A 5030-nucleotide genomic window follows, 5' to 3' on the forward strand; every position below is an offset into this window, starting at 1 on the left:
CCCCAATTAAAAAGTTTTGGAGATGGGGATGGGGGCGCGGGGGAAGGGGAAGGCCCTTTTTCAAAAGGGTCTTCCCCTTCCCCCGCATGCCTTCAACCTCCCCTCGTTCCCCACAATGGAAAAAGGCACAAATATTTTCCACATTTTTGCGCTATTGTAAACACGAAATTGGCAAAAGCTCTTTTTCTTTTGTGCAGGGGAAGAAAAATCATTTTTGTCGACATAATGACAACTTGTTGTATTCAATTGAAATAGTATTAAAAAACTCTGTATTCGTGCTGTATTTCGCGGCATTTTTCCGGCGCTTCATGATTGCACACAATCGTAAGATTCTATAAGATTCCCTCCATATCTCTTACACGAACCTGAGTTTCTTAATCGGAGGATCGTTATGAAGCTTTCCCGTGTGTTCGCCTCTGTGGCCATGGCCGCTCTGGCCTGTGGCCTCGCCTTCCCGGCTGCCGCTGCCGAGACCGTCAAAATCGGCGTGTATCTGCCCCTCACCGGTCAGAACGCCTTCGGCGGTCAGCTTGAGCTCGACGGCATCAAACTGGCCCAGCAGGCCAATCCCAAAGTGCTCGGCCGCGATGTTGAACTCGTCGTCGTGGACAACAAGTCCGACAAGGTCGAAGCCGCCAACGCCGTGAAGCGCCTCGTGGAACGCGACAAGGTTTCCGCCTACATCGGCACCTACGGCTCCTCCCTGGCCATGGCCGGCGGCGAAGTCGGCGAAAAGGCCGGCGTGCCCGGCGTGGGCACCTCCTGCACCAGCCCCCTCGTCACCCAGGGCAAGAAGTACTACTTCCGCGCCTGCTTCATCGATCCCTATCAGGGCGCTGCCGCCGCTTCCTACGCCTACAAGACCCTCGGCATGAAAAAGGCCGCCATCCTCATGGACGTCGCCAACGACTACTCCGTGGGTCTGTGCAGCTTCTTCAAGCGCTCCTACAAGAAGCTCGGCGGCCAGATCGTGGCCGACATGAAGTACAATTCCGGCGACCAGGACTTCACCGCCCAGCTCACCGAAATCATCAATCAGAAGCCCGACATCGTGTTCATGCCCGCCTACTTCGCTGAAGGCGCCATCATCATGAAGCAGGCCCGCGAACTCGGCGGCACCTTCGTCATGATGGGCGCGGACGCCATGGACAACCCCGACACCGTCAAGATCGGCGGCAAGGCCGTGGAAGGCTTCCTGCACACCACCTTCCCCTATGACGTCAACATGCCCAACATGAGCCCCGCCGCCAAGGCCTTCACCGACGCCTGGAAGGCTGCCTATCCCGACAAGGATCCCAACGTGAACTCCGCCCTCGGCTACGTGTGCTACAACCTCATCCTCGACGCCATCACCCGCGCCGGCTCCGACAACCCCGAAGCCATCACCAAGGCCCTCGCCGAAACCAAGAACTTCGCCACTCCCCTCGGCACGCTTTCCATCAACGCCACCCATGACGCCGAACTGCCCGTCGGCATCATTCAGTACAAGAACGGCAAGCGTTCCTACATCGGCGAAGCCATCGCCGACTAATCTTCTCTGATCGAACGGCCGGAGCCTGGTCTCCGGCCGTTTCCGGCGCTCAGCGCCTCTTCCGCCCCACACGCATATTTCACCGCGCCCCGCTCCGTCCCCGACGGGCCGGCGTATTTTTATGAAGCCTCGCCGCACGGACACTCGTCCCTGCGCGGCGGCGCGGCCGGAAAGGGTTCCCTATGAGTCTGGAATTATTCCTCCAACACTTTTTCAACGCGCTGACGCTCGGTTCGCTGTACGGCCTCATCGCCATCGGCTACACCATGGTGTACGGCATCCTGCGCCTCATCAACTTCGCCCACGGCGACATCCTCATGCTCGGCGCGTACTTCGTCTTCTACGGCACCACGCTGTTCTGTCTGCCCTGGCCCGCGGCCGTGGTGGTGTCCATTTTAGGTTCCGCCGCCCTCGGCGTCCTCATGGACAAGATCGCCTACCGCCCCCTGCGCGACGCACCCCGCATTTCCGCGCTCATCAGCGCCATCGCCGTTTCCTTCTTCCTTGAAAGTCTGGCCGTGGTGGTCTTCACCGGTCTGCCCAGACCCGTGCATCAGCCCGAATGGCTCATCAGCATCATCACCATCGGCGGCGCGCGCCTCATGCCCCTCACCCTCCTCGTGCCCGGCGTGACCGCCATTCTCGTCGCCGCCCTGCTCTACGTCGTCTATCACACCAAGCCCGGCCTCGCCATGCAGGCCATTTCCAAAGACATCGAAACCACGCGCATGCTCGGCGTGTCCGTGGATAAAATCATAGCCCTCACCTTCGCCATCGGCTCCGCCCTCGCCGCGGCTTCCGGCATCATGTGGGCGCTGCGCTATCCGCAGATCAACCCCTACATGGGCGTGTTCCCCGGCTTCAAGGCCTTCATCGCCGCCGTGTTCGGCGGCATCGGCTCCATCCAGGGCGCGGTGATCGGCGGCCTCATGCTCGGCTTCATTGAAATCATGGCCGTCGCCTTCTTCCCGGAACTCTCCGGCTACCGCGACGCCTTCGCCTTCATTCTGCTGGTCGTTGTCCTTCTGGTGAAGCCCACCGGCCTGTTCGGTGAAAAACAGAAGGAGAAGATCTGATGACGCTCTCGAAAGACTCTTCCTCCGCCGCGCGCAACAACACCCTGACCGTGCTGGCCATCGCCCTGCTGTTCCTCTTCCTCTGGTGGGCCGACGGCAGCATGGCCGAAGACACCGGCCTCACCTTTCTGCCCTCGCCCCTCAACGGCTATGAAGTGCAGATTCTGAACCTCGTGGCCGTGTACGGCATTCTCGCCATTTCGCTCAACATCATTTACGGCTTCACCGGCATGTTCTCGCTCGGCCACGCCGGATTCATGGCCATAGGCGCCTATGTCTCCGCCCTGTGCGTGCTCACGCCCGATCAGAAGGAAATGATGTGGATCATCGACGAAATTCTGCCTTCCCTCGCCGCCCTGCACACGCCCTTCTGGTTCTCCGTGATTCTCGGCGGTCTCGTGGCCACCGTGTTCGCCCTCATCATCGGCATTCCCGTGCTCAGGCTCGGCGGCGACTATCTCGGCATCGCCACCCTGGGTTTCTCGGAAATCATCCGCGTGCTCATCGTGAACGCCACCCCCATCACCAACGGTTCGCTCGGCATCAAGGGCATTCCCTGCCACACCGACCTGTTCACAAGCTTCATCTGGCTGCTCGTGGTGGTGTTCTGCACCGTGCGCCTGCTCTCCAGCAACTTCGGCAACGTGCTCAAGGCCGTGCGCGACGATGAAATCGCCGCTCAGGTCATGGGCATCAACGTGTTCCACACCAAGCTCTTCTCCTTCTGCCTCGGCGCCTTCCTCGCCGGCGTGGGCGGAGCCCTGCTCGGCAACCTCCTCACCACCATCGACCCCAAAATGTTCACCTTCCTGCTCACCTACAACATCCTCATGATCGTGGTGGCGGGCGGTCTCGGTTCCATTACCGGCAGCATCATCGGCAGCGTCATCATTACCGTGCTGCTCGAATGGCTCCGCGTGGTGGAAGAACCCATCGACCTCGGATTCGTGGAAATTCCCGGCATTCCCGGCATGCGCATGGTGGTGTTCTCCGTATGCCTGCTGCTCATCATCCTCTACCGCCGTGAAGGCATCATGGGCATGCGCGAAATCACCTGGAACAGTCTGGCCGCCTTTTTTTCCCGCCTCGGCCGCAAGAAGGAGCGTAAGGCATGAGCCGGAAGAACATCATTGAAGTTAGAAACGTCACCATGCGCTTCGGCGGCGTCACCGCCGTGAGCGAACTTAACATGGACATCCCCGAAGGCAGCATCGTGGGCCTCATCGGCCCCAACGGCGCAGGCAAAACCACCGCCTTCAACGTGATCACCGGCTTTTACCGCCCCACCGAAGGAGAGGTGGTCTTCGCCGGACGCAGAATCACCGGCATGGATCCGCACCGCATCTGCGCCCTCGGCATGGCCCGAACCTTTCAGAACATCCGGCTTTTCTACAACGAAACCGCGCTGGAAAACGTCATGATCGGCCGTCACGTGCGCCGCAGCGGTCACTGGTGGGGCGCGGTGCTCGGCTTGCCGGGAACCCGTCGCGAAGAGCGCGACATACGCGACAAGGCGCTTGAACTGCTGCGCCGCGTGGGTCTCTCCGCCCACGCCGACGAAACCGCCTCTTCCCTGCCCTACGGCGCTCAGCGCCGCCTGGAAATCGCCCGCGCCCTGGCCACGGAACCGAAATTCCTGCTGCTCGACGAACCCGCCGCAGGCATGAATCCGCAGGAAAGCCTCGAACTTATGAAGTTCATCCGGCAGATTCGGGACGAATTCCACCTCACCATTCTGCTCATCGAGCACGACATGAAGGTGGTCATGGGCGTGTGCGAACATATCTGGGTGCTGGAATACGGCAAGCTCATCGCCGAAGGCGACGCCGACGCCATCCGTTCCAACCCGCGCGTTATCGAAGCCTACCTCGGCGAGGATGTGAACAATGTTGCAGATTAATGATCTTCATGTGCATTACGGCGGCATTCACGCCGTCAAGGGCGTATCGCTCTCCATTCCGAGGGGAAGCGTGGTCACGCTCATCGGCGCGAACGGCGCAGGCAAAAGCAGCATCATCCGTTCCATAGCCGGGCTGGTCAAGGGCGCAAGCGGCGAAATTCTGCTCACCCGCCACGAAGGCGACAAGCCCGTGAACCTGCTGGGCATGCCCGCAGAAAACATGGTGCGCCACGGCATAGCCCTGAGCCCCGAAGGCCGCCGCATACTGCCGCACCTCACCGTGGCCGAAAACCTCACCCTCGGCGCCTGGTGCCGCAAGGACGAAGACGGCATCGCCCGCGACATGGAACTCGTCTACAACCTCTTCCCCCGCCTGCGCGAACGCAGCTGGCAGAAAGGCGGCACACTCTCCGGCGGCGAACAGCAGATGCTCGCCGTGGGCCGCGCCCTCATGAGCCGACCCGACCTCATCATGCTCGATGAACCTTCCCTCGGCCTCGCCCCCATCCTCGTGAAGGAAATC

General features: G+C 60.7%; 5 protein-coding genes. All 5 read left to right on the forward strand.

The features are described 5' to 3' along the window. Window positions 1-391 precede the first annotated feature (391 nt). Window positions 392-1531, forward strand: a complete 1140-nt coding sequence (locus ACZM96_RS09545; protein WP_489488773.1) for an ABC transporter substrate-binding protein — start codon at window positions 392-394, stop codon at window positions 1529-1531. A 182-nt stretch (window positions 1532-1713) separates the two neighbouring features. Beyond that, entirely contained in the window at window positions 1714-2607 is an 894-nt protein-coding gene (locus ACZM96_RS09550) for a branched-chain amino acid ABC transporter permease (RefSeq protein WP_294488308.1), read from the forward strand. After that, the gene (locus ACZM96_RS09555) at window positions 2607-3722 is read left to right on the forward strand and encodes a branched-chain amino acid ABC transporter permease (protein ID WP_489488775.1); all 1116 of its coding nucleotides are present in this window, start codon (window positions 2607-2609) and stop codon (window positions 3720-3722) included. Before ACZM96_RS09550 ends, ACZM96_RS09555 begins: the two co-directional genes overlap by 1 nt. Further along, entirely contained in the window at window positions 3719-4507 is a 789-nt protein-coding gene (locus ACZM96_RS09560; RefSeq protein ID WP_489488776.1) for an ABC transporter ATP-binding protein, read from the forward strand. The genes ACZM96_RS09555 and ACZM96_RS09560 overlap by 4 nt, the downstream gene beginning before the upstream one ends. Further along, window positions 4494-5030 (forward strand): ABC transporter ATP-binding protein (locus ACZM96_RS09565; protein WP_489488777.1); only part of this gene is annotated, 537 nt, incomplete at its 3' end. The genes ACZM96_RS09560 and ACZM96_RS09565, both read left to right, overlap by 14 nt.

The organism is Mailhella sp., assembly GCF_057866825.1.